The sequence below is a fragment of the Lacrimispora sinapis genome (assembly GCF_043633585.1).
GTDB classification, from domain to species: Bacteria; Bacillota; Clostridia; order Lachnospirales; family Lachnospiraceae; genus Lacrimispora; species Lacrimispora sinapis.
In genome coordinates, this window is the sequence record NZ_CP141832.1 from 767,641 (window position 1) to 791,886 (window position 24,246).

The window sequence follows — 24,246 nt, forward strand, 5'->3', positions numbered from 1 at the left end:
GTATGCCCATTAAAGTACAAAAGGATTTGCCTGCAAAAGCCATATTGGAAAAAGAGAATATATTTACCATGGATGAGGACCGTGCGTTAAGCCAGGACATCCGACCTCTGGAAATTCTGATTGTAAATTTAATGCCCATCAAGGAAGAAACAGAAACTCAGCTTTTACGCGCTCTTTCCAACACACCGCTGCAGGTGGACTGTTCCTTTTTGATGCTGGAGAGCCATACTTCCAAAAATACATCTGCCAGTCATTTGAATAAGTTTTATATTTATCTCGATGAAGTGCAGAATAAAAAGTTTGACGGAATGATCATCACCGGTGCACCGGTGGAGCATATGGAGTTTGAAGAAGTAAACTACTGGAAGGAGCTGGCTAAGATCATGGAATGGAGCAAGACCCATGTGACCAGCACCCTCCACATCTGCTGGGGCGCGCAGGCAGGCCTTTATTACCATTATGGCATCAGGAAATATAAAAGAGACAGCAAGCTGTCCGGCATCTATTGCCATAAGATTCTGGACCGCAAGATACCTCTTGTAAGAAGCATGGATGATTTTGTGATGGCACCTCATTCCCGGTATACGGAAGTGCGAAGAGAGGATATTGAAAAGCACCCGGAGCTTCAGATTCTTGCCGAGTCAAAGGAAGCGGGAATTTATCTGGTCATGAGCGAAGATGGAAAACAGATATTTGTCCAGGGACATCCGGAGTATGACCGCATGACACTGGACGGGGAGTATCACAGGGATCTGGAAAAAGGTTTAAACCCCAAGATCCCCTGCAACTATTATGAAGATGATGATCCCAATACGGTTCCAATGCTGAACTGGCGGAATGCGGCGAATACGCTGTATGCCAACTGGCTGAATTATTATGTATATCAGGTAACGCCGTATGAGTTGGACGCGGACGAGCCGGAGTATGTGATTTAAGGAGAATTTCTGACATTTTTATGCTCAATGCAGAATAGGCAAAACTATCGTAAAGTATTGCAAAATATCATGTTTTAGGGAAAGATCGGGGTACGATTATTTATGTATAATGACCTCGCATAATTAATATGTTTAGATATATAAATAAGTCCATATGCTTGTAGGTGAAACTATGAGTATATGGGCTTATTTTAGTGCCTTAAATTACAATGCAAACTTATCCCCCTACCATTGCTTCAAACGTCCATATGGGCATTCTGAAATATCACAGGGATGTTCATAGGCACAAGTTGAAATGTTAGTTTCATATAAAAAATAAACCAGCTTTCTTCTCTCGGGTATAATGGTTCATTCCTTTCTTCATATTAGTTTACTGTATATGGCCTTAAAATAGCTGTCCAGTTTATTGGAGCCGATCCACAAACCAGTAACAGAAATAGAAATAACTATTGCAAATATTGGAACTAAACATGTATAATATTGGAACTTAAGTTGTAATGAATTTCAACTAGGAATATATTAATAAGAAGTATCCATATTAAAATATAATTATTAGGGAGATAACGAATGTTGAAACATTATAAAACTAATAGTGAAACAATGTTAGCATTAGGGTCTACATGTTGTCTATTAATTATGAAGTATTATGAGACAGTATTTTATTACAGAAATATAAATTTGATTTTAGACACATTATATGGATTTGTTGTAATCCCTCTTTTTTATTTTTTTCTCTCCTCTTGTCTTGCAACAATATTTGTTAAATTATCTAGTGTTCAGGTATCTAAAACAACAAAAAAGATTTCCAAACTGATAGATATTTTATTGTTAGTAATTTATATAATTGTTCTTGTTTTAAAACTATTAGGATTTATCACTATTGGAAACATACCTTTTATTTCAATCTACTGGATTGTTTTTATTGCATGGGGATGCATATTTACTATTGATGTTAATGCACAGTTAAAGAAAGGGGAAACTATTTGAAAAAGGGATTAAAGATTATTTTAGGATTAGCTATTGTACTTAGTTTTGGATCTATTTCTGCATTTGCAGCTCCTACTGGCACAGATAGTTCAGCACCTCATATAACGACTGTTCTGACTATATCAGATCCAGAAACAGGTCAGAAATGGGAGTGGGAATTACCAGAAAATGAGGTTAAAGTTACTCCTTCAAACAGCCTTTTAAGATCAGGAAATACTATCACAGAAGCAGTCGTAAGTTTTGATGCTGGAAAGTATTTAAATGCGACGTTACTTGCTAATCCTAGTCAATCCGCAACATTGGAGGACGATATTACAATAAAAACTGGATTAACGTATTCTACCAATGCGGCGAATAATACGGTGCGTATTTATAATGTTTTCGGTTCAACTACACCCAAAGGGCTTTATTATGCAGAAAATAGAAAAGTATATTGGAGAAATCCAGGTGCTTCTATAGGTGGGACACTAACTCCAACTTCAAATTCTTGGAATTATTCAGTAGATTCCACAGCAGGAATGTATTCATCAGATGTACCTCTATATTCACTTTTGGATTGTAGAGTGAGAGTATCTGGAATGAGTAACTACAGAGATCTAAGTGTTAAATGTACATTATAGTTCTATAACCATAAAATACTTCCCCCAAGCAATAAATTTTCAATAGTTAAAGTCTTCTATAAAACATTTAGAAGGTTTAAGATAGTCAAAAAAGTCAGCATCTGTTGGCTTTTTTGGATGCTGGGCACATTCGAGACGGAGATTTGACGAAGCCGTTAAGGCTTTGCCAAAAGCGAGTCAAAAAAATGCACTTGGATATCTTGCATTGAAACAAATCCAGGCTATTTACAGAGAAGAAGCCAAACTCAGTGATATGAGTTCCAAAGAACGACTGGAACATCGCCAGCTGACCATAAAACCCTTGGTCGATGCGTATTTCGCATGGGCAAAGGAAAGCGAGAGCAAAGTTCCGGCCAAAGGAAAAACTCACAATGGCTTCACCTATTCCATTAATCAAGAGAAGTATCTTAAAGTATTCCTTGAAGATGGGGAAGTTCCAATGGATAACAATTCAGCAGAACAATCGATTCGTTCTTTCTGTGTAGGAAAGAAAAACTGGGTTATGATTGATACAATCGCAGGAGCTGACTCCAGTGCTATTATTTACAGCATAGCAGAGACAGCCAAAGCCAACCATTTGAAGCCTTATGATTATTTTGAATATCTGCTGACAGAGATTCCAAAACACCTGGAGGAAAAAGATAACAGTTTCTGCGAAGATCTGTTGCCCTGGTCAGATAAGCTTCCGGTTAATTGCAGAAAATCACTGTAAAAACATACCGCTCATATGAGCGGCATGTTTTTGTGATGGTACTTACTATGGAGCGCTTACTTTATTATTAATAAAAAACATTATCGGAGAATAGGTACTTGACATTATTAATAAATAAATGATAATTTAATATTATAAATAATATATAAGTAAATTAAATAATTAAATACTATGGAGAGGAGGAGTTAGTAGAGGTGAGAAGCGCTGTATAATTGTGGCTAAAAGAGACATCAAGAGAAAGGGGAGGATTACTGGAAAAAATTTTTAAATTTAATATAAATCTTAAATTATGAGTTTTTTGCAATTAGTTTAGATATCTTGATTTTGAAGCGGGTTACATTATTTTTAATAAAGGAAGTGTATAAAAGTGAAAAAAATTAAACTATATTTTGGGATTAGTCTAATAGTAATTATTTTAAGTATTGTAACTTTGCTATCTATGGTTAAAGGTATAGAGAGTATAATAACATGTGCTTTTTTTATCTATTTATTATTACTAATATTTTTGATTTTTAATTTATCCTCATATATAACCGCATTTTGTCTTCAACGTGATCAGATGAAAAAAAAGGATTTGATCATGGGAGGTATATTTTTAACAGTCAATGTTTTGTTTGTTATTATTTATTTGTACATAATTACATTACTTTATTTCTTTAATTAACGAGGAAAAAACATGAAGAAAGTATTTGGTTTGGTATTAATGGCAATAACGTCATTTACATTAACGACTAGTGCATTAGCTGCAGAAACAACAAATGTTAATGATATTGACAGTTTATACAAGAATGCATACAATCAAGCGAAAAATGAAGTGAAAAATGAAATTAACGATGATTATGGTGCTTATGCATATTTAGTAGATAATTTAGACCAGATTATTGTATCGGAGAGAGGAATTAATTTAAAGCCTACGGTATATAGTAATTTGGAAACAGAAGAAAAGCCTCTGGTAAAAGATTTTGTTACACGACTTAACACGCTAATTAAAGAAAATGCAGTTACTGTTAATAACAATTTAGTAATTTCACACAAGAAAATACCAGAAGATTCAAGAGTAATATTGCATTCAGAAATAATGGAGCTAATGCCCGAAGCAAGAGCTCATGCGAAACAGTTGAAAAAGGTCTATGATAATGCAATTTTCAGTCAAAAACATCTAATAGCTGGGGCATATTTTACTGAACGAGTAAAGAGTGGTGGAATTTGGGATTATAAACAATATTTAGGTCTAAAAACTAGATATTTCGAATCAGAGTTACAAGCAATAATGACAGGAGAGACGATTGGAAACTTCCATTATGGATATGTTGGTAGTGTTTGCTTTGGACCAACAACATTAAAAAGTGCTGCTGGTCTTGTTCAAATTATTTCAGGTACATCTAGTACAAAGTATTGGAAAAGCTATTTTGATGATCCTAGTGATCAAAAAGATATTCAGTGGGGAATTAATAAATATAATGCTGATAATTAATTGTATTATAAAAAAAGAGAAGAGTATTGATGGAGGCAAAAGCTATATTACATAAAGGTTTGGGAATTGAAATTTACATTAGTTTGCACGCCTTACTATATATATCAGGTAACGCCGTATGAGTTGGACGCGGACGAGCCGGAGTATGTGATTTAGTGAGATTTGCAGAAAATAAGAGGATGAAACAGTATGAAAAATGATACTATAAAAATATACAGCCCTTTTACTTGCGGTGGAAACTAAAAGATTAAAAAGGTGTAAGAGTTGCTTCATTAATTGAAAATGGTGAGGTGTTAAGAGATTAAGGAGGTATGACTTTTATGTTTGAGGTAATTGAAAATCTTCAAGATATGGAAGAGTATTATTATATTGATTTTATTCCATATGAAACATCGGACGTGCATTTTTTAGAATTGGAGGAATATTTTGAAACCTCTTATCTGCATTTGTTTGCTGAAAAAATATCACATATTGCTTTGAAGTTGATTTATTTCTATCAATGCGAGATTTATCTGACGGAATCTCCAAAACTTGCTAAGTTGAAGCATAAGTTTCCTTTTAATGTAAATATTAGAAACAGTTCTCCTGATAAATTAGCGTATATTATAAAGAAAATTGTATCAAAGGATTTTTCTTCGGTACAGATTCTATTTTCAGAACCTCAGTTTCTCATGAGTATTAATGGTGGATTTTTAGTTAGTTTTTATCAACTGACGGATGAAGTTCTGCAAATATTACAGAAACTAGTCTCACAAGAGGGATTATTTTTGAAATTTAGAAACTCTGCTGATGAAAGAATATTAATGTAATATGGAACAAAGGCCATTCGCTGCAGACACATCAATAGGGTGATTGGATCTGATATTCCCTATTTTTTACTTGGAAGGTGTTTCAAACAAGAAAAACAGGTCATCTGGACATAGAAATACCCCCATATAGGACTTTTATATTTCATTGTCCTATATAGGAGTAGTATATCATTCTTCGTGCGATAGCCCAATTCTTATAAACGAAATACATCTTTATTAGTACCGTGTTTTACATTACATCTTCTTTTTCAACGTTATGCACGGTAAGAAATCCGCAAATCAGAGAAACAATGAATAGTAAGACCGGAAGAATTGTATTTCCCCTTAAAGTCAAATCTCCTATGGTTCCGTTCATAACAGAAAACAGTAAAAAGGAAGAGATAATAGCTGCCTTTGATGACTTCATCCTTTTACCAATATACAAAGGAAGAAAGCCCAGGGTCACCGTAAGAACCGTCTTTAAAATGGTCTGTATATAAAAACTGACACTTGTCATATCATAGCCGAGCAAAAAACCGTCCTTCACCATGGAGGTTAAGGCCAACAGCAGATAAATAAACAGCTTTCCAAAGAAAAGACCTGCCGCACAGAAAATCCATACGGCCATCATTTGAGAGAAAATTATTTTTTTCCTGGAGATGGGATAGCTGAACATAAGGCTCTGAGTTTTATTTTTATATGCCTTGATAATAAAGGACGACAGCATGACTGAAGTAAATATCAAAAACGAGAGATTGGTAAGAAGATCAATCTGTACTGCCATATCATTGATCTCCGGTACGGAATCCGTCATTCCCATTTCCGCATCAATCGGAATGTAAAAGCACATAGCAAATAACAAAAATCCGAGGACTGCAATTATTATTGCCTGATAAATCATATATTTTTTTGTATCGTTTTTCTTCCATTCAAGCCGAATTAATTTCCACATTTGTTTTCACCTCCCGTAACTTTCAGAAAATACTCTTCTAAGGACTCTGAATGGGAATGGAACCCCTGAATTTCAATCTGATTTTCCGTTAAAGCCTTCATAATCTCCTGGGACGAGGCTTGTTTTGCATAGATTCTGATATGAGTGTCGTTTATTACCTTAAAATTTGTAATAGAAAGACGGTCTGTAATTATATAAGAAACTTTTGCTGTTTCCGGCGTTTTGATTTCCAGATACTCAAGTCCACTATCCGAAATCTCTTTCATAGAAATTTCTCTTACCAGCCTGCCTTTGTGAATGATTCCAATAGTATGTGCAATGCTTTCGATCTCCGAAAGCAAATGACTGGAAATAAGAATGGTCATTCCATACTCTTTGCACAGCATCAGGAACAGATCACGAAGCTGTTTCATACCTGCCGGGTCAAGGCCATTTGCCGGCTCATCCAGCACCAGGAATTCCGGCTTTGTAAGTACGGCTCGGGCAATGCCCAGCCGCTGCTTCATTCCCAGAGAAAATTCCGCCACCCTTTTTCCGCTGGATTCTGATAGAGACAGCAAGGACAATGCTTTTTTAACACTGTCAGGACTGTAATAGCCCATGTATTCACAATGCAGCTTTAAATTCTCTTCCGCCGTCAGTTCATCGTAAAATACCGGAAACTCAATCATGCTTCCCATACGTTTTAAAAATGAATATGATTTCGGGAGCAGTTTTTCACCAAATAAAATAATATCTCCTGAAGTTGGTTTCCATTGATTCGTGATCATCTTCATCACCGTTGTTTTTCCTGCGCCGTTTGGCCCAAGAAAGCCATAAATTTCTCCTTTGGCAATATGCATGTTCAAATCGGATACAAGGGTTTGTGCCCCTATTTGTTTGTTTAAATGATCGGTTGTTAAAATTGTCTGCATTTTGTCACTTCCTTTCCATATCCAAAATTCTAGCATATGATATCTTCAAAACTCTTGAATAAATCTTACGAATTTCTTTCGCGTACAAAAATTCATAAAAAGATATTTTTTAATAATTAAACTGCTGGAGTTTTAAAGTGAATACGGTTTCCTCATTTTGGATACTTTTTAAAGTCAGTGTGCCATTGAGTTTTTCTGCCAGACTTTTTGCTATGGTAAGACCTAATCCATTGCCCTGGATCTCCCGGTTCCGGGAATCTTCTAACGTATAGAGACGGTCAAATACACGGGAAATTTCTGAATATGCAATTCCCTTTCCATGATCAATGACATCCACAAAAACAAAGCTGTCCTCGCTGCGAAGGGTCAGTCCCAGGTAATGTCCTGCATCTCCGTAGCGGACTGCATTGCTGATCAGATTATTAAGAATACGTCCCAATGCTTCCCGGTCCGCATAAACGAAAACTGGGGTATCCGGAATTTCTATGTTTACTTCAAATGCTTTCTCTGTTAGAAGATGATAGAAATCAACAATGGTCTCCCTGCAAAATTCATTTAAGTTTATTTTGGACATCGTAAGCACCGTATCTCCAGCTTCCAGCTTTGCTAAAGTGAAAAAACGGTCCATTTGTTCCTTTAATTCATTGGCTTTATGAGAAACTTTTTTTACCATATCCTTTTCAAGGGTTTCCTGCATCAAAAGCATTTCCAAATATCCGATGATAACGGTCAGAGGCGTCTTCAGATCATGAGAAATATTAGATAGCATCCGTTTGGTATTTAATTCTGATCTGCGGTAGCCGGCATTTGCATTTTGCCTGTCTTCCAGCGTGCGGTTGATCTGTTCCAAAAGATGCTTGATTTCCTTATCTTCGGTAAATAACATCAATTTTTCATCATTATTTTCATCTAAAATCCGTTCCAGTTCATCGGCAATCGTTTGAATCTGTTTTAAAATCTTTTTGTTTAATAGAGACATGAATTCACTCCTTTAGACTTCCTAACTTATATCCGATTCCCCAAACGGTTAAAATATACTTTGGTTTTCTGGGATCATCTTCAATCTTTGTGCGGAGGCGGCTGATATGAACATTAACGGCATTTTCATCACCCAGATAATCATCCTGCCATATGAAAGAATAAAGCTGTGCCTTGGTATAAACCTTTTTGGGATTAGAAAGAAGCAAACGAAGAATCTCATATTCCTTTGCTGTTAAGTCCACGGCCTGTCCGTTTTTGTGCACCGTGTGACTTTCCAGATTCATTTCCAACTCTCCCAGACCAAGACAAACGGAGGCAGGTTCCCCACCGGAAGAATACTGGGTGGTGCGCCGCAGATTTGCCTTCACTCTGGCAAGTACCTCTGTAAGAGAAAACGGTTTCGTAATATAATCATCCGCCCCCAGTCCCAACCCAAAAATCTTATCTGAGTCCGTATCTTTGGCGGACAGAATGATAATAGGAACCACACTTTCCTTTCTGATTCGTTTCATGACCTCCAGTCCGCTGATTTTCGGAAGCATTAGATCCAGAATGACCAGATCATAGGATTCGCTGAAAAATGTCTTTACCGCCTGCGCTCCATCAAAAGTTCCATGGACTTCAAAGCCCTCCATCTGTAGAAAATCGATTAACATCTCACTGATTTCTTTATCGTCTTCCACCAATAATATTTTCATCTTCCAAGTTTCCTCCCTGTCAAGTACAGAATAATATCAGAAAAATGAAAGTATTCTGCGTAAATAAAAATTATTGTTTCCATGTATATGATAACTGATTCTATCGGATTGTTCAAATGGCGTTCAAAGATATTGTGTACAAAAGGTGAGACCGGAAAACGAAATTGTATTTTTATGATAGAAATAATTAATACTGCACATAAATTGCAGTGTTATTGAAAAAGGCCTTGTCAAACATCATGGAACTGTTTCAGAAATACAAGGTAGAGCTTGCACAGGTAGAAGCGGAGATTGAAATGCGTTTGGATCTCCTACGCAAACGGCAGGATTAAGAAATTAGACACAAAACGGCAATCACTGGCGAAAGCGATTGCCGATATGGATGCCGAAGCTGTCTCACCAGATCACAGGAAATGTATTTCCTGTGATCTAAAAAATAGGGACAGTTGGTTTTGAGGATAGGAGGCTTGTTGCTGATGGACTTATCTCTACGACCAGAGCCACAAGTGAAAATATCCAATTGAATGAAAAATTTTATTCATTTTTCCAAAAAATTGAAATTAGAAAAAACACAATTTGTGCTGATGAAAAAGCATGGAATAAAGAATAAATTATCCAGTTACTATTAATGACATTTAAAAAAGTTAAAAGTACAATATTAACAAGTAAAATAGCAATAAATATGACAACTTTAGTTCTGGTTTTTTGCTTAAATATATAGTGCTTTATGAAAAATGTTCTTTTTTTATATAAAACATACAACATGAAAGATAACATAGTAACATAAAATATTGATTCAAGTAATTTTACAAACATTGTTTACTCCTATAAAATTAAATCTATATATCCATTGTTAGGATCACTGTCCTTACTATCTAAGTATTCTGCTATTGCAGTTGCCGGATCAAAAATATTGAACTACAACATAGTAATTTCTTTTCAATTAATTAAGTTTACAGTTCACTGGGATACTTAAAGCGGAATCACATCCTAGTGTGTATGATAATGTAATTAACATTTTGTATTTTAATTATATTTTGTTTAAACTAATATGTAAATGTTAAAATTAGCATTATCTGAATCTTTTCTGCTGATTTTATGTACTCCCGATAATTTCCAATCAGGCAAACTTATTGCAAGTAGCACATTTGTTTACAAGGCTTTACGAATAAATAAAAAACAAAGCAGCAAAATCGGCGTACATCTACTCTGTGGCTGGTAACGAAAATCCGCATATTGTATAAACAAAAGATGCACGAAGCTATGGCGTAAGGGACAGTCTGGTCGCAGAATATGATATTGATGAGTTGTCTTTTTGGACGATTATGTGGTTTAATGCGCAGATGTGGCTTATCATCAATACTGAATATTATATTAAAAGACTTGTGGGAGTCACCGGGCAATGAGGGGTTTTGTTTGGCAGGTTTTTGTTCCAGGTGGATTTGATGGAGCATACTACATGCCCCTATGCAATTATTTATATAATAGATATGAACATGCATGACCCGCATATAATAGAATTAATAAGATTATTTGAGGGGAACCATGACCATACACGTTGTTCAGCCCGGTGAGACCATTGATTCCATATCAGAATTTTACAAGATCCCTGTTGACAGATTAATATTAGAAAACGGAATAACAAACCCTGAGAATCTGGCAATAGGCCAAACCATTGTGATCGTCCAGCCGGAAACACTCTACACGGTCCAGGAAGGCGATACACTGGACAGCATTGCAGAGCAGTACCGCATTACCCCAATGGAACTATTGAGAAATAATCCACATCTTTCCGATGGAGCACTGTATCCAGGGGAAACCATAGTCATCACTTATCAAACCGATAGAACTAAGACCATTGCTACCAGTGGTTATACTTTTTCTTACATAGAAAAATCTGTATTAATAAAAACACTTCCTTTTTTGACCTATTTAACGATATTCAATTACAGGGCTACGAGGGAAGGCGATATCATCACCATAGGTGATGATACAGAACTGATCTCCCTGGCTTCCTCCTATGGTGTGGCGCCCATGATGTTTGTTTCCACCATTACGGAGGAGGGAATGGTGAATCTTGAAACAAATAATGTGATTTTAAATAATCCGCTGATTCAGGACCGGATCATTCGCAATGCGCTTGAGATCCTAAAGGAGAAAGGGTATTATGGGATCAATCTTTATGTGGAAGAGATTACCTATGACAACATAAATAAAATTTCAGCTTATATAAAAAAAGCCTCAGAGGTATTTCATTTAGAAGGTTTCAGAGTCGTCATTACCATAACGCCTGCAGTGGCTCTAGGTGCTTCCAACATTGGCTTTGAGAGAGTTGACTATTCGCAATTATCAGGTTACGTGGAAGGAATCATATTTGCTTCGTATGAATGGGCCAGGACGTTCAGTTATCCAAGCTCTCTTTTTCCGGTTAATGTTACAAGAGATTTGTTAAATTATGCAGTCAGCATTATTCCTTCGGAATTGATCTTTTTGGGAGTCACCACGCTGGGGTATGATTGGACACTCCCCTACATTCCCGGTGCAACAGGAGCAGATGCGATATCCAATGAAAATGCCATAAGATTTGCAGCAGATAACGGGATACCGATACAATTTAATGATGCGGCACAATCCTCTTATTTCTATTATACGGACAGCGATGGGACGATGCATATTGTATGGTTTAAAGATGCAAGAAGCTATGCGGCGAGAGTCGGTCTGGTAGCTGAATTTAACCTTCAGGGCTTATCCATTTGGACCATAATGAGATTTGATGCCCAAATGTGGCTGATCATTAATACACAATATTACATTGAGAAGCGTTGAATGCATCAAGGTGGAATCAGGAATATCATGTTTGAGAATTTGACTTTTCGATAAAAGTGTAAATGGCATTTATGGTTTGTTCCTGTTGTTCTTCCCGGCTGATGAACCCATCATGGTCTTTTTTTTGCTTTCCGTAATTCCCGAAGTTTGCATGATTGCCTCCGGTAATTGACACAACATTTTCCCTATAATTTATTTTGCTCATGTTCAGTACGCCGTCCTCGGTTCCATACACAGTAAGGACCTTTGACGGCGAAACGTCACCATAAATGTATGCACCAAGGAGGATGGTCCCCTTTAATTTATCAGGATTCTTTTCCATATAGCTGCTTGCCATTGCCCCGCCCAAAGAATGTCCTCCCACATACCAGTTGGTTATCTCCGGAAATTTTTCATAGAACCGGTCTGCGGCGGAAGCATTGAATACTGCAAGATGAAAGGGCATCTTGACTAAAATGCAGGTGATTCCCTGATCCGAAAGTTTGGACATCAATGGATAATAGGCAGCCGCCTCCACTTTTGCCCCAGGATAAAAAATCAGGGCAGTATTGGTTTTTTCTTTTGCAGGTATAAGGATGAAATCATCTTCCGCCTTTACACCATTGTTTTTCAATCCCGTTTGAAGCGCTGCAAGAGCCAAATCATCGGCTTTATAGTAATGGGAGCCATAGATAAAAAAGCCTGAAACAAGTATCAAAAGAACACTGGTAAAAATAAAAAGGATTTTTTTAAACATTGGAATGGTACGTCCCCTTTCTGAATCCGTTTGATTTCCTTTCTTTCCTCTTTAAAATAATCAAGATTTCAAATAATTATAACCACCAATTACCTTCCTATTCTCCTGCAATATGATTAAGAAAGAAAGCATATCATGTTTTATTATAAAACAAAACCCATTGGAATGGCTTGTTTGTCATTGAAGTCGGAGTTTTGCATACTTTAAATATGGAACGCTCACGTTAGGACCAATAAGCGTGTTTTTGATAAAAATCAAAACCAAGTCTGCCAAACATTATATTTGGGTCGGCTTGGTTTTTTTGCGGAATTTAATGGGGTTCCTTTTCCCCTTCTAAAAATCCCTGGAATTCAGTAAAATAGGTCTCCTCGATTTTCTTCATCCAAACAGTAATCTTCTCCCGGGACAGTTTCAGCATGATATGAATGGACCCCACACATTCCCCCACCACCTGTACCGGAAGATAAAGAGAACTGGAATCGGCCCACACAGCCTTTACGGCAATCCGTTGCTCATAGCTTTCTAAGAGGCTGACTTTAGGCTCTTTGAATGAAAAAGGGATGGAAAAACGTTTCTCTGAACCGAAAAGGGTCAGCATCCCCTCTTTCTGGTCAAGACAAAGAGAGAGCTTATGAAATCCTTTTTGATTGTCATAGAGCCGGTAAGATTCGTTCCATGAGCCGGGCGGGTCAAAATCTGTTGTTTGCCCCTTATGATTTTTAAAAACCTTTTTATCTAAAGGCAAAGCCTCCACGGCCTTGCCGATCATATTCAGGATCATCTGGTTTCCGCCTTTGATATTCTGGGTATCGGCGGTCACCACAAAGACCAGATCGTGCTGCGGATAAAAAAGGACATACTGTCCGCCCATGCCGTACATGGTAAACCCGTTTCGGATCCGCCAAAACTGATATCCATATCCCTGCTGCTCATCAAAGGTCTGTCCAAAATGGACCGTGGGAACCAGAAAGGACACAGCTTCTCTTAAATAACAGGCAAAGTCATCCTGTCCATAAAGGATCGTATCCATGCAGTAACGCCCAAGCTTTAGAAGATCGGAGGGCAGAGCCATAAGACCAGAACCTCCCATCTCAGAACCAAAAGGGTCATGAATGATATAGGCTTCCTTTGAAAATCCGATTTGGTCCAGGCATTTTTCTCTTAAATAATCCAGCACTCCTTTTTGGGTCAGTTTCTTTACCAGAGCGGCCAGCGTGTGGCTGGAGGAAGTGTCATAAAGAAAGATTTGCCCGCTCCGGTGGGAGGGCGGAGTGATAAAAAAGCTTTCCACCCAGTTTTCATGGGAATGGACCTTGTACGTGGTGGAGGTGTGGCAGGTCTCCATGGACAGCATGTGGCGTATGGTCATTTCCTTTAACCAGGGGTGGGTGTTATCCGAACAGTATTCCGGAAAATAATCTACAATATGGTCCTCCAGCTTCAGCGTTCCCTCTGCACAGAGAAATCCTATGGCAATGGAACAAAAGCTTTTGGTAATGGAGAACATACGGTGCAGATCGGAGGGCCCATAGGGAGCCTGATACGCTTCCTTTCTTGTGATGCCGTTCCAGTCCATTAAAAAGCTGTGGATTGGAAGACCGCTTTTGGAAAGCCGGAGCCAAAGGGCTTCCGATAATTTTTCCATAAGGAGTTCCTTCTCATTTGGCATTGACTTTATCCCTCATTTCTTTTGGTGATACACCAAAATTCTTTTTAAATGCCCGCCGGAAAGAGGCTGCATTGTTGTAGCCAAGATACTGGTACAGGGTGGAAAGACTGGTATCTGTCTCGGAAATAATTTCCTTGGCTTTTGCCATCCGAAGCCGTTCCAGATAGATGGAAAAGTTTTCAGAGACTTCCTTCTTAAACAGATAGCTGAAATAGTTTTCCGAGATACCGAATTCCTGGGATATCTTTGACAGACATAGATCCGGGTCATGATAGTTGGTGTTGATGTATTCCTGGATCTTCAAAATCAGCTCATTTCCTTCCGAACCGCAGACATCGCATAATTCCAGCGCAATGGTTTCCAGAATATTTAAGCTCATTTCTCCTTCAAACTGTTTGTCGATCATATCCAATAGCTTTAATTTTTCCGCAGGCATTCCCTCTGTCAGAAGGTTATGGCGTTTTTTAAATACGGTGGCGCGCACATCGGAAACGAGCCAGCTAAGCTGGGTGTAGGAAAGGTTTTTCTTTTTTGTGTTTTCATTTTTTATAAGCTTGAACAGTTCCTGTACCTGGTCCTTATTTCCGCTGGAAATAAAACCGCTCAGCTGGACGGAAAGGCTTTCCGGATAGTAATAGACATCGTTGGATTGGTTCACATCACAGCTTAAAATGTATTTTTCCATAGTGGTGATGGATTTTGCTTCCTTGGCCTGCTGGTAGGATTTCCAGGTGTAGGAGATCATGCCGTTCCGGTCCCCGAACCCTCCGCTGATCCAGATTCCGTATTTTTCCAAAAGCTCCCGGTGGAGGGCGTTAAAGGTATCCTTGTTTTCCGCTATGACTGTCTCATAGGGAACTGTTTGGTCAGAAGCAATCAAAATAGCAAAGATCCGGTCGGACGGTTTATAAATATATCCTGTATTGGGATAATAGCGGCGCAGGGCTTCTCTTACCAGGGTGTCATAATTTTGTATCAGCAGCTCCATATCATGGGAATGAATGTGGGTATCTTCGGAGGGAGATACCTCGGTATAAAGCACATGGTATTTTACTCCGGGCTGTTCCAGAGCCAGTTCATTGATGAGGTATTCTTTTTCTTCGTTGGTGGTGATGCTTCCCTCCATGATCCTCCGCATATAGGATTCCAGGACCATAGGCTTCTGCTTTTCCACAAGAAGGTTCAAAGAAGTTGCCACGGATTCCTTTAATACCAGTTCATTGTACAGCTGGGCCAGATACCGGCTTCCAAAGGAGGAGAAAATGATGACCAGGATTCCTCCGGCCACAAAGGAAGCAATGGTGATGATGGTAAAAAAACGCTGGTAGGGCGTGATGGAGTAGTAAGCCTGATTCTCCGGCTGTACCAGGTAGTACGTCCAGTTATTATAAGAAGAAGAGACGGAGGTCACTAACATCTCCTGGCGGTTGTCCTTCGAGACCATATGGGCGATCTGATTCTTGTAATTTAAATTCTTTAAGGTGTCATAATCTGCCGCCTGTGCTCCGTCTGAGAAGAAGAACATGGGTTCCCCGTTCTTGTCGTAAGCGATCAAATATCCGTCTCCATATAAATTAATGCCGGAAAAATATTCCGTTACCATATCATAGTCAAATAAATAGCACAGTACGTTGGTAGGCTTGCTTACCGAACGTATGGAATGGAACAAAGGATAAACATAGAGAAAATTTTTGGAATTCCCTTCAAAATCCGTCATGGGAGTGAAACGGTTCCAATGGGCTTCACTCAACAGTGCTTCCGAAAAGGAATTTGGTTCCAAACGGTATTTTGTATTGTTTGCGGCAAAAAAATCAAAGTCTAAAAACATGGTGGAGGAGACCACATACCTGGATTTTTCCATGAAAATAAAGGAGTTGCTGATTGGAAGCAGCAACTCCACCGGAGTTACTGATTTTAAACTGCGCTGGGTCTGATAGCCCAGATAGTAAAATTCATTGCTCTCCTCTCTGGATAGACCGGATAAATTGTTAAATAGACGGTCGGAAGTGATCTGCTTCACCGCTGCGTTCATCAGTTCCATGGTGCTGTCAAGCTTTGTGACAGAGGCGGACATAGAAAGCCGGTTCTGCTGATTGATCCCATGTTTCACCTGTTTGTAGGATATGTAATACAGCGTCACTCCAATAATCAGGATGATCGCCAGAATAATGGTATAGGAAAGAATTAATTGATTTTTAAATGGAATATCGTGATTTTGTTTGTTGTCATTTTTCATAGGCACCGTTCCTTCGTTTATATAACCAAATTATAGTATGAAATTGGCATAAAATCAATCAAATAGACGATAAATTAAAAACTGTATACGGATAGTAAAGAATGTACCCATAAAAAATGTTGATTTTCCGTGCGTTTTTAGTAAAAAAATGCCGGTCTGTTCAAAGAGCATGTAAAATGTGCATAATAAAATATAGTGGAAAATCACTTATTAGAGAAAAATGAACAACAATATTAAAATCTGTGCGTTGTCAAAGACATCTGCGGATGATATGATTGCATTGCGTCAAAGACGTGTAGCAAAATAATTGTTGGGAGGTTTCATATGAGAGTTAAAAAAATGCTTGCAGCCGGAATGGCTGTAACGATGGCTGCGTCTGTAGCCTTGAGCGGATGTTCCTCATCATCAGGCTCAAAAACAACCGGGGAGGCAACAAACGCTGAATCAGGTTCTGCTGCTGGAAAAACAGCAAGCGGTGAAGTGAAGAAACCGGAAAAAATTACCATTATGGTAAACGGTACGGTAACGACAAAGCAGAACAACAGAGATGCCTTTGAAAAGAGATGGGAAGAATTGACCGGGATTGATTTAGAAATCATCCAGCCAGACCATGATGCATATTTTGATGTTCTGGGACAGACCTTTGCTTCCGGTCCGGAGAACTGGCCGGATGCCATTTTGCTTGCAGGAAGCTTTTATCCCGGTTATGCAGAAGAAGGTGCGCTTTGGGACATGACAGAGGCTTGGAACAACTCAGAGTTGAAGAAATCCGGCCGCGTCACCGATGAAAGCGTTATTGATAATATGAAACTTGACGGTAAGCTTTACGGATTTCCTGTTACCAGAGGAAACGGCTGCATCACTTATGTAAAGAAAGCCTGGTTAGACAGATGCGGGCTGAAGGCACCGGAAACTTACGACGAATACTTAAATATGTTAAAAGCATTTACCGAGGGTGACCCGGATGGTAATGGTGTCAACGGAGATACATATGGTGTTTCAGCAGCCGGATTTGTTGGACCGGAGGAACCATGGACCAATTATCTTCCTGAGTTCTACCAGGATGCCAATCCTTCCTTTGTAAAAGGAGAAGACGGAAAATGGCAGGATGGATTTACACAGGATAATTTTAAAGCTGCCCTTAAGAGACTGAGAGATGCTTATGCCGCAGGGTATATTGACAAGGAAACGTTGACAAACGGAACCAAAGACTGCCGCAATAAATTTTATGAAGATAAATTCGGCGTGTTTACTTACTGGGCGGGAACATGGGCAACCAACTTAAAGAAAAACCTGGAGGCCAATGGCAGAGACGGAGAGCTGGTTCCGTTAAAGCCCATCAAGGAAGTAGGCAAGTATATTGAAAGAACTGCACCTGTATGGGCGATCACCTCTTCCTGTGAGAATCCGGAAGGCGTTTATAAATACTTTATCGAATCCATGCTTGACGGAGGAGATACCCAGCTGCTGTGGAGCTACGGTGTGGAGGATGTCCATTGGTCTAAAAAGGCTGAGACCATTCTTGATAACACCTATGAAGAAGGCGTGTTCCACATGAGAGAAAGTCTTGAGCATCCTGGAACACAGTATACCAAACAGCACATTGATCCAATGTTATCCATTGCAAATTGGGAAAATGATCCCGGAAGAGAAACTGTAAAAGCAGAAGCGAAAGAGTCTCAGACTGTGTTCAATGAGAACGCCAAACAGGCGATTATTATTCCGTCAACGGATGTAATGGCAACTTACAACGGAGATCTAACGACCCTCAAGAACTCAATTGTTGCAGATGTTGTTGTACAGGGAGTTTCTATAGAAGACGCTTATGCACGCTTTGAAAAAGAAGGCGGAGCAGACTGGTCCAAGCAGATTGTAGATTCTCTCAATGAGCTTGAAGCCAAGAAATAAGTTCAGGAAGGTTATCATATGAATATAAAGAGGAAAGGGCCTGCAGCAAATGCTGCAGGCGAAAATAAACGGCCTTTGTTAGTTTCTATCCGGTACTACAAGGGATTCTATCTGATGTTTTTACCAGTGCTCATTTTTGCAATCGTGTTTCATTATTTGCCCATGCTTGGAATCCGGTATGCCTTCTTTTCTTACAAGGGCATCAAAGAGCCTGTGTTTGTAGGTCTTGCCCACTTTGAAAAAATGATGAACATGCCGGGATTTTGGAGTGCATTTGGTAATACGATTACGTTAAGTGTCATTAAGCTTCTGTTGAATACGGCAATGGCTGTTGTGCTTTCTCTTATGCTCAATGAGATACGGTCCTTAACATTTAAAAAGGCGGCACAGACCATCGTATATCTTCCCCATTTTATGTCATGGGTTGTAACAGCTTCCGTATTTACACTGATTCTTTCTCCCACCAATGCCGGTCTTATCAACTCTATTTTAATAAAACTGGGCATTGTAAAAGAAGGGATTTATTTCCTGGGTGACCAGAACTGGTGGCGTCCCATGTTCTATACCATCAATGTTTGGAAGGATACGGGCTGGGGGACCATCATATTTATCGCGACTCTATCCGGAATCAATCCGGAGCTTTATGAAGCGGCGTCCATGGATGGGGCAAACCGCTTTAACAGGCTTCGTTACATCACCCTGCCTGCACTGAATAATACCATCATTACAGTCCTTATTTTGAATCTTGCAAAGGTTATGAATTTATTTGAGTCTGTATTCGTTATGCAGAATGATGCAGTAATTAAGAAAGCGGATGTACTGCAGACTTATATTTACACACAGACATTTAATTCCGGTGCTCTTCCTGATTACGGCTATACGACTGCAGTCGGTCTTACTTCCTCGCTGGTAGGCTGTTTCCTTGTTCTTCTATGCAACAAAGCCAGCCATAAGGTCAGAGGAAGAGGAATTGTGTAGGGGAGGAGGAGAAAAACATGAAAAAGAAAGCAACCGCATTTGATTACATGCTGGTGATCATATTTTTAATCATATGTCTAATCATGATTATTCCCATATATAAAGTCCTGATCGATTCCTTTGATCTAAAGACTGCTTATGGTATGAAGCTGTTTCCGGAAGAATTCGGTCTGCAGGGATATATTTCCGTATTCACCAATCCTACCCTGTACCGGCCGTTTCTGGTTTCCTGCTTTACAACGGTGGTAGGGACGTTTACGGGCCTTGTCATTGCCACACTGGGAGCCTACGTGCTGATCCAGTGGAAGATGCCGGGAAGGACTCTGTTTGCGAATCTGATGCTGTTTACCATGATATTCAGCGGCGGTATGATTCCGACGTATCTGGTTATGAAATCGTTACATATCACCAATACCTTATTTGTAGTAATACTGCTTCCGGCAATCAATGTTTATAATATGGTTCTTATGAGAAACTTCTTTGAAGGGATTCCAGCCAGTCTGTTTGAATCCGCGGAGATTGACGGCTGTTCTCCTATGGGCATATTTATTAAGATCGTACTGCCCCTGTCCAAAGCAGCGCTTACGGCAATCGGACTTATGTACGCAGTATCCTACTGGAACGATTATACCCATTATAAGCTGTATATTACCAATGAAAATCTTTATAACTTCCAAATGAAGTTGAGGTCTGTTATAATGGGAAGTGACCTGCCTCAGGCAATCGGCGGAGCGACGGAGAACACGGTGAAAAATGCGGCGGTTATCGTTGCGATCCTCCCGTTTATGATCATTTATCCGTTCTGCCAGAAGTATTTCATCCAGGGTGTTAATATCGGAGCTGTAAAGGAATAATGGGGTTCCGGCAGAAAAAAGGGGCAGAATTTCTGCCTCTTTTTTTAACAATTACTATCTTATGATACAGGGGGTAACACAATGTACCAAAATCCAATTTTGTATGCTGATTATTCGGATCCGGATGTGATCCGGGTGGGAGAAGACTATTATATGGTCGCTTCTTCCTTCACTTATTTACCGGGGGTACCGCTACTCCATTCCAGGGATCTGGTTCACTGGGAGATCATTAATTACTGCGTAAGCTCGCTCCCTTTTGAAAAGTATGACCGTCCTTCCCATGGTTCCGGCACATGGGCACCTTCCATTCGTTATCATGAGGGGACCTTCTATGTGTTTGTTCCCCTTCCGGATGAAGGGATTTTTGTTGCCACAAGCAAAGATCCATACGGAGAATTCAAGCTTCATTGTCTGCAGGAAGCGGTGGGCTGGATTGATCCCTGTCCATTTTGGGATGAGGACGGAAAAGCGTACATGGTATTTGCCTATGCCAACAGCCGCAGCGGCATTAAGCATCGTCTGGATCTGGTGGAAATGGATGTGACGTGTACCAAACTTCTGGGGGACCCGGTCACTATTTTTGACGGGGAACAATTAGGGCCGACCACAGAAGGGCCTAAGATGTATCAATATCAGGGGTATTATTACATTCTGATGCCGTCAGGCGGCGTGGCAGTGGGATGGCAGTCCGTTCTGCGTTCCAAATCCCTGAAAGGACCTTATGAGTACCGCATCATCATGCATCAGGGGAATACGGATATCAACGGGCCTCACCAGGGCGGCTGGGTCACCTCTGTAGATGGCAGACACTGGTTTGTCCATTTCCAGGATGTCCATGAGCTTGGAAGGATCATCCACCTTCAGCCCATGTGTTTTAACAACGGCTGGCCGTTTATCGGGACCGAGCAAAATGGAGACGGAATCGGAGAACCGGTCAGGGAGTGGCGGCTTCCGGCAGAAGGACAGCCGGAATATGAGATCGCTCAGTCGGATGCATTTGAAGGAGATCGGCTGGGACTTCAGTGGCAATGGCAGGCCAATCCTCAGGAGTTTTTCTATTCCATGAAGGGGCATGCAGGACTTCGGCTGTTTTGTCTTTCCAATAAAACGAGAGAGAATTACCTGTGGTATGCACCGAATGCACTGACTCAGATCCCGCAGCACCGGGCATTTTCCGTCACCGCAAAGGTCAGGCTTCAGGGAAAAGAGCTGGGAGATATGGCTTCCATCGGTATGATCGGCCACCAGTATGCGTATCTTGGCATTCAGAAGACGGAAGAGGGCCATGCACTTACCCTCTATACGGGAGACGTGACTGTCAATACCTTTGAAGGAGAGGCAAATGAGACTCTCAACGTTTCCTGCCCTTATAAAGGTGATACGGTTTATTTGAAATTTGAAGTATTTGAAAACAAGACTTACCGGTTTGCATGGTCGGAGGATGGAATCCGTTATACTTCCATAGGCGGAGCCAATCCGCTTCGCAGAGCCACCTGGACCGGAGCAAAGCTGTGTCTGTGGAGTGCAAACAAAAACAACTGGTTATCGGAAGGGTATGGGGAATATGAATTTATATACATCGAAGACAGAAGCAACTGCTAAGCGGGCCTTTGAGGCAGCCGGGAACGGGGATGAGGCATTGGTAAGGCATTTGATTGACCACTCCTTTCAGGTAGAGGATTGTGACGAGGAAGGGAACAGCCTCCTCCATTATGCGGTAAAAGGAAAGAATCAGGAACTGGTAGCATTTCTGGTGGAAAGATGCTCTCTTGACCCCACCTGGTCCAATCAAAATATGGTGACCCCTTATGATCTGGCAAAGGGGACTCCCATCGAAGCGTATTTTAAGACGGTCTGCGGGTTTGGATTGGAGGATTGTTACCGCAATCCTGTGCAGAGGGGGATGCATCCCGATCCCAGCATCGTCCGGGTGGGAGAAGATTATTATATGGTCAACTCCAGCTTTATTTATTTCCCCGGTATTCCCATTTCCCATTCCAGGGATCTGGTCCATTGGAACGTCATCGGGTATGCGGTGACAGACCCCAAATGGTCGGAAGAAAACCTGGGAAAGCTGGAGGGCGGAAGAGGCTTTTGGGCACCGGACATCAGTTACCATAACGGGCGGTTTTATATCTGTGCCACATTACGGCAGAATGATGATGCCCCTTATATTCAGACCCAGATGGTCACCAGCTCTGAGTTTCCCCAGGGACCTTATGAGACTCCGGTGGTCCATAACGTACTTGGGATTGACCCATCCATATTTACCGATGATGACGGAAAACGGTATATGCTGGTCAACCGGGGAGCCAGGATCATGGAGATTTCCGAAGATGGAAAAGAAATCCTCTCCGAGCCGTCGCTCATCTGGTATGGACATTCCGGCCATGCTCCGGAAGGCCCTCATCTGCTTAAAAAGGATGGGTATTACTACTGCTTTCTTGCAGAAGGAGGAACCGGCAAGGGACACATGATCACGGTTGCACGATCCAGGAATTTGTTTGGCCCCTACGAACCCTGTCCCTTTAATCCAATCCTGCATCAAAAGGATGAGATGGGAGTGATCCAGTGCTGCGGTCATGGAAAGCCGGTCCAGACGGCCGACGGCCGGTGGTTCGTGGTTTATCTTTGCTCCCGCTTGATTGACAGTAAGTGGGGGATGCTTGGGAGAGAGACCTGTCTTGATGAGATCACATGGACTTTAGAGGGCTGGCCTGTGATCAATCAGGGAAAAGGACCTTCTTATATGGCACCGCTGCCATTTCCCCAAAAAACCGGGGCAATCACAGACATCCCGAACCAGGAGGTCTGGCTGACCCCAAGGACCAGGGACGAGAAACGGATTTGGGAAGAGGAGGACGGAACCATCCTGATCCGTGGAGATAAAAAGGACTTATGTGAGAAAGACTGCAGAAGCCTTTTGGTGAAATGCCAGCCGGATTTTAAGTTTGACGTGGAATTTGTCATGGATCTGCCGGAGGAGGAAAACGAAGAATTTACCTCAGATGCAGGGGTGACTCTTTACTACGATGAAAATACTTATATAAAATTCGGTGTGACAAAGGATGAGGTATTCTTAACGGAATACATAGATAATGCCTATGTCAGAACAGAGAAAAAGCCCTATGCCTTTCACGGACCGGTGACCTTCCGGGTGGAGACCGACGGGCTGAAAAGAACCTTTTTATTCAATAACAGCTTCCTGTGGCAATGGACGGATGTGACTTCCATCTGTTCCGAGGGCCTTGTAAAAGGCAAACGCTTCACAGGCGCGATGTATGGAGTGTACGTAAATGGCAGCAATCTTTTACGCTGGAGACAGCACAGTAAAATTCAATAAAATTTCCACTTACCCGCAGACCGGAATCTCTCAGGGCTTGCTCTGGTATTTAAAGGATTCGGTAGAAATGAAAAGTTTTGCACAAAATGGGCGCAGTACCAAATCCTTTTTGGAGGAAGGACTCCTTGCCCGGATCGAAAAGGAGCTGAAAAAGGGAGATTTTCTCTTTATCCAGTTCGGTCATAACGATGAAAAGCCAGACCCCCAGCGTCATACGGACCCGGATACCACATTTCCGGAAAATCTGATGATTTTTATTGAGACAGCCAGAGCCAAAGGGGCATACCCGGTGCTGATTACGCCCATAGCGAGGCGGCATTTCAATGACCAGGGAGAATTTCTTCCGGGAAGCCACGGAGCGTATCCGGAAGCAATGAAACGGACCGGAGAACGTGCCGGTGTTCCTGTCATTGATTTAACGTCTGTGACCGAGAAATATCTTTCCGCGGTAGGTGATCTGGCATCAAAAGCCTATTTCATGTGGCCCAAAGACGATACTCATTTAAAACCGGAAGGAGCGGTCCTTATGGCAGGCTTTCTCTGCCAGGGTCTGAAAAAACTTGGTGCCCCCTATTCCGATCTTTTGGATGATGGAATCCTGATAAAAGAAAATGAAGGCCTTGATGTATCGTAAG

20 protein-coding genes and 1 pseudogene are annotated in these 24,246 nt (G+C 40.7%); 14 read left to right on the forward strand and 7 right to left on the reverse strand.

Going from position 1 to position 24,246, the window contains the following annotated elements; translation table 11 throughout:
- Window positions 1–2: 2 nt before the first annotated feature.
- From metA to VIG27_RS03540, 7 genes and pseudogenes are all read left to right on the forward strand, one after another.
- Window positions 3–935: a homoserine O-acetyltransferase MetA gene (gene metA / locus VIG27_RS03510; RefSeq protein WP_394525250.1), complete on the forward strand. Its 933-nt coding sequence runs from the start codon at window positions 3–5 to the stop codon at window positions 933–935.
- 567 nt (window positions 936–1,502) lie between these two features.
- Complete coding sequence (locus VIG27_RS03515; RefSeq protein ID WP_394525253.1) at window positions 1,503–1,922, forward strand: hypothetical protein; 420 nt, start codon at window positions 1,503–1,505, stop codon at window positions 1,920–1,922.
- Window positions 1,919–2,542 carry a hypothetical protein gene (locus VIG27_RS03520; protein ID WP_394525254.1) on the forward strand — a complete coding sequence of 208 codons (624 nt, stop codon included), beginning with the start codon at window positions 1,919–1,921 and terminating at the stop codon, window positions 2,540–2,542. Before VIG27_RS03515 ends, VIG27_RS03520 begins: the two co-directional genes overlap by 4 nt.
- A gap of 112 nt (window positions 2,543–2,654) precedes the next feature.
- Window positions 2,655–3,059: pseudogene (locus VIG27_RS03525) on the forward strand (IS66 family transposase); the annotation flags it as partial.
- Window positions 3,045–3,254 (forward strand): transposase domain-containing protein, encoded by a 210-nt coding sequence (locus VIG27_RS03530; protein ID WP_394527386.1) that lies wholly within the window; start codon window positions 3,045–3,047, stop codon window positions 3,252–3,254. The pseudogene VIG27_RS03525 and the gene VIG27_RS03530, both read left to right, overlap by 15 nt.
- Window positions 3,255–3,930: 676 nt before the next feature.
- Window positions 3,931–4,728 carry a polymorphic toxin type 44 domain-containing protein gene (locus VIG27_RS03535; protein ID WP_394525255.1) on the forward strand — a complete coding sequence of 266 codons (798 nt, stop codon included), beginning with the start codon at window positions 3,931–3,933 and terminating at the stop codon, window positions 4,726–4,728.
- A 320-nt stretch (window positions 4,729–5,048) separates the two neighbouring features.
- Window positions 5,049–5,537, forward strand: a complete 489-nt coding sequence (locus VIG27_RS03540; RefSeq protein ID WP_394525257.1) for a hypothetical protein — start codon at window positions 5,049–5,051, stop codon at window positions 5,535–5,537.
- Between the two features lie 229 nt (window positions 5,538–5,766).
- Here VIG27_RS03540 and VIG27_RS03545 read toward each other — a convergent pair whose 3' ends face one another.
- From VIG27_RS03545 to VIG27_RS03560, 4 genes are all read right to left on the reverse strand, one after another.
- The gene (locus VIG27_RS03545) at window positions 5,767–6,468 is read right to left on the reverse strand and encodes an ABC transporter permease (RefSeq protein ID WP_394525258.1); all 702 of its coding nucleotides are present in this window, start codon (window positions 6,466–6,468) and stop codon (window positions 5,767–5,769) included.
- Window positions 6,456–7,382 carry an ATP-binding cassette domain-containing protein gene (locus VIG27_RS03550; protein WP_394525259.1) on the reverse strand — a complete coding sequence of 309 codons (927 nt, stop codon included), beginning with the start codon at window positions 7,380–7,382 and terminating at the stop codon, window positions 6,456–6,458. The genes VIG27_RS03545 and VIG27_RS03550 overlap by 13 nt, the downstream gene beginning before the upstream one ends.
- A gap of 109 nt (window positions 7,383–7,491) precedes the next feature.
- The gene (locus VIG27_RS03555) at window positions 7,492–8,361 is read right to left on the reverse strand and encodes a sensor histidine kinase (RefSeq protein ID WP_394525261.1); all 870 of its coding nucleotides are present in this window, start codon (window positions 8,359–8,361) and stop codon (window positions 7,492–7,494) included.
- A 4-nt stretch (window positions 8,362–8,365) separates the two neighbouring features.
- Complete coding sequence (locus VIG27_RS03560) at window positions 8,366–9,061, reverse strand: response regulator transcription factor (RefSeq protein ID WP_394525263.1); 696 nt, start codon at window positions 9,059–9,061, stop codon at window positions 8,366–8,368.
- A gap of 1,545 nt (window positions 9,062–10,606) precedes the next feature.
- Between VIG27_RS03560 and VIG27_RS03565 the strand changes: the two genes are divergently transcribed.
- Window positions 10,607–11,887 carry a LysM peptidoglycan-binding domain-containing protein gene (locus VIG27_RS03565; protein WP_394525265.1) on the forward strand — a complete coding sequence of 427 codons (1,281 nt, stop codon included), beginning with the start codon at window positions 10,607–10,609 and terminating at the stop codon, window positions 11,885–11,887.
- Window positions 11,888–11,912: 25 nt separating this feature from the next.
- Here VIG27_RS03565 and VIG27_RS03570 read toward each other — a convergent pair whose 3' ends face one another.
- The 3 genes from VIG27_RS03570 to VIG27_RS03580 form a co-directional block, all read right to left on the reverse strand.
- Complete coding sequence (locus tag VIG27_RS03570) at window positions 11,913–12,623, reverse strand: alpha/beta hydrolase (protein WP_394525266.1); 711 nt, start codon at window positions 12,621–12,623, stop codon at window positions 11,913–11,915.
- A 310-nt stretch (window positions 12,624–12,933) separates the two neighbouring features.
- Complete coding sequence (locus VIG27_RS03575) at window positions 12,934–14,268, reverse strand: serine hydrolase domain-containing protein (protein ID WP_394525267.1); 1,335 nt, start codon at window positions 14,266–14,268, stop codon at window positions 12,934–12,936.
- Window positions 14,269–14,281: 13 nt separating this feature from the next.
- The gene (locus VIG27_RS03580) at window positions 14,282–16,528 is read right to left on the reverse strand and encodes a helix-turn-helix domain-containing protein (RefSeq protein ID WP_394525268.1); all 2,247 of its coding nucleotides are present in this window, start codon (window positions 16,526–16,528) and stop codon (window positions 14,282–14,284) included.
- Between the two features lie 324 nt (window positions 16,529–16,852).
- Between VIG27_RS03580 and VIG27_RS03585 the strand changes: the two genes are divergently transcribed.
- From VIG27_RS03585 to VIG27_RS03610, 6 genes are all read left to right on the forward strand, one after another.
- Window positions 16,853–18,436: an extracellular solute-binding protein gene (locus VIG27_RS03585; protein ID WP_394525271.1), complete on the forward strand. Its 1,584-nt coding sequence runs from the start codon at window positions 16,853–16,855 to the stop codon at window positions 18,434–18,436.
- A gap of 18 nt (window positions 18,437–18,454) precedes the next feature.
- Window positions 18,455–19,414 carry an ABC transporter permease gene (locus VIG27_RS03590; RefSeq protein ID WP_394525273.1) on the forward strand — a complete coding sequence of 320 codons (960 nt, stop codon included), beginning with the start codon at window positions 18,455–18,457 and terminating at the stop codon, window positions 19,412–19,414.
- A gap of 17 nt (window positions 19,415–19,431) precedes the next feature.
- On the forward strand, window positions 19,432–20,268 hold the full coding sequence (locus tag VIG27_RS03595; RefSeq protein WP_394525278.1) for a carbohydrate ABC transporter permease: 837 nt from the start codon (window positions 19,432–19,434) through the stop codon (window positions 20,266–20,268).
- 81 nt (window positions 20,269–20,349) lie between these two features.
- Window positions 20,350–21,870 carry a glycoside hydrolase 43 family protein gene (locus VIG27_RS03600; RefSeq protein WP_394525279.1) on the forward strand — a complete coding sequence of 507 codons (1,521 nt, stop codon included), beginning with the start codon at window positions 20,350–20,352 and terminating at the stop codon, window positions 21,868–21,870.
- Complete coding sequence (locus VIG27_RS03605; protein ID WP_394525280.1) at window positions 21,833–23,611, forward strand: family 43 glycosylhydrolase; 1,779 nt, start codon at window positions 21,833–21,835, stop codon at window positions 23,609–23,611. Before VIG27_RS03600 ends, VIG27_RS03605 begins: the two co-directional genes overlap by 38 nt.
- The gene (locus tag VIG27_RS03610) at window positions 23,565–24,245 is read left to right on the forward strand and encodes a rhamnogalacturonan acetylesterase (RefSeq protein ID WP_394525281.1); all 681 of its coding nucleotides are present in this window, start codon (window positions 23,565–23,567) and stop codon (window positions 24,243–24,245) included. The genes VIG27_RS03605 and VIG27_RS03610 overlap by 47 nt, the downstream gene beginning before the upstream one ends.
- Window position 24,246 lies beyond the last annotated feature (1 nt).

Excerpts from the sequence above, each read along its gene's own strand:
- VIG27_RS03610 (WP_394525281.1), top strand. The coding sequence starts at position 23,565 with ATGGCAGCAATCTTTTACGCTGGAGACAGCACAGTAAAATTCAATAAA.
- VIG27_RS03535 (WP_394525255.1), top strand. The coding sequence starts at position 3,931 with ATGAAGAAAGTATTTGGTTTGGTATTAATGGCAATAACGTCATTTACA.
- VIG27_RS03550 (WP_394525259.1), bottom strand. The coding sequence starts at position 7,382 with ATGCAGACAATTTTAACAACCGATCATTTAAACAAACAAATAGGGGCA.
- VIG27_RS03585 (WP_394525271.1), top strand. The coding sequence starts at position 16,853 with ATGAGAGTTAAAAAAATGCTTGCAGCCGGAATGGCTGTAACGATGGCT.
- VIG27_RS03515 (WP_394525253.1), top strand. The coding sequence starts at position 1,503 with ATGTTGAAACATTATAAAACTAATAGTGAAACAATGTTAGCATTAGGG.
- VIG27_RS03540 (WP_394525257.1), top strand. The coding sequence starts at position 5,049 with ATGTTTGAGGTAATTGAAAATCTTCAAGATATGGAAGAGTATTATTAT.
- VIG27_RS03605 (WP_394525280.1), top strand. The coding sequence starts at position 21,833 with ATGAATTTATATACATCGAAGACAGAAGCAACTGCTAAGCGGGCCTTT.
- VIG27_RS03545 (WP_394525258.1), bottom strand. The coding sequence starts at position 6,468 with ATGTGGAAATTAATTCGGCTTGAATGGAAGAAAAACGATACAAAAAAA.
- VIG27_RS03575 (WP_394525267.1), bottom strand. The coding sequence starts at position 14,268 with ATGGAAAAATTATCGGAAGCCCTTTGGCTCCGGCTTTCCAAAAGCGGT.
- VIG27_RS03595 (WP_394525278.1), top strand. The coding sequence starts at position 19,432 with ATGAAAAAGAAAGCAACCGCATTTGATTACATGCTGGTGATCATATTT.
- VIG27_RS03555 (WP_394525261.1), bottom strand. The coding sequence starts at position 8,361 with ATGTCTCTATTAAACAAAAAGATTTTAAAACAGATTCAAACGATTGCC.
- VIG27_RS03570 (WP_394525266.1), bottom strand. The coding sequence starts at position 12,623 with ATGTTTAAAAAAATCCTTTTTATTTTTACCAGTGTTCTTTTGATACTT.
- VIG27_RS03530 (WP_394527386.1), top strand. The coding sequence starts at position 3,045 with ATGATTGATACAATCGCAGGAGCTGACTCCAGTGCTATTATTTACAGC.
- metA (WP_394525250.1), top strand. The coding sequence starts at position 3 with ATGCCCATTAAAGTACAAAAGGATTTGCCTGCAAAAGCCATATTGGAA.
- VIG27_RS03560 (WP_394525263.1), bottom strand. The coding sequence starts at position 9,061 with ATGAAAATATTATTGGTGGAAGACGATAAAGAAATCAGTGAGATGTTA.
- VIG27_RS03600 (WP_394525279.1), top strand. The coding sequence starts at position 20,350 with ATGTACCAAAATCCAATTTTGTATGCTGATTATTCGGATCCGGATGTG.
- VIG27_RS03590 (WP_394525273.1), top strand. The coding sequence starts at position 18,455 with ATGAATATAAAGAGGAAAGGGCCTGCAGCAAATGCTGCAGGCGAAAAT.
- VIG27_RS03580 (WP_394525268.1), bottom strand. The coding sequence starts at position 16,528 with ATGAAAAATGACAACAAACAAAATCACGATATTCCATTTAAAAATCAA.
- VIG27_RS03565 (WP_394525265.1), top strand. The coding sequence starts at position 10,607 with ATGACCATACACGTTGTTCAGCCCGGTGAGACCATTGATTCCATATCA.